The sequence below is a fragment of the Zoogloea sp. LCSB751 genome (assembly GCF_002028455.1).
GTDB lineage: Bacteria > Pseudomonadota > Gammaproteobacteria > Burkholderiales > Rhodocyclaceae > Zoogloea.
This window is the reverse complement of sequence record NZ_MWUM01000593.1, coordinates 1-238: the sequence shown is the minus strand read 5'-3', so window position 1 is coordinate 238 and position 238 is coordinate 1. Positions and strand designations below refer to the sequence as shown.

Here is a 238-nt window from a genome sequence, read left to right as displayed (position 1 = left end):
CGGTTTCTATTTAGAGGAAGTTAAGAATTACTTCTTAGCTTCAGCAGCTTTACGCTCTTTAACTTGCTCAACAACTTTGTCCGCAACACTGTTTGGACATGGGCTGTAGTGTGAGAACTCCATAGAGAACTGACCACGGCCTGAAGTCATTGTACGCAGAGTACCGATGTAACCGAACATTTCTGATAACGGTACGTCAGCCTTAACACGAACACCCGTTACACCAGCAACTTGGTCT

Annotated in this window: 1 protein-coding gene; it reads right to left on the bottom strand. The window is 45.0% G+C overall.

The features are described 5' to 3' along the window. Positions 1 to 27: 27 nt before the first annotated feature. Positions 28 to 238: hypothetical protein (locus tag B4920_RS27840; protein ID WP_139379777.1), on the bottom strand; the 211-nt coding region annotated here is incomplete at its 5' end.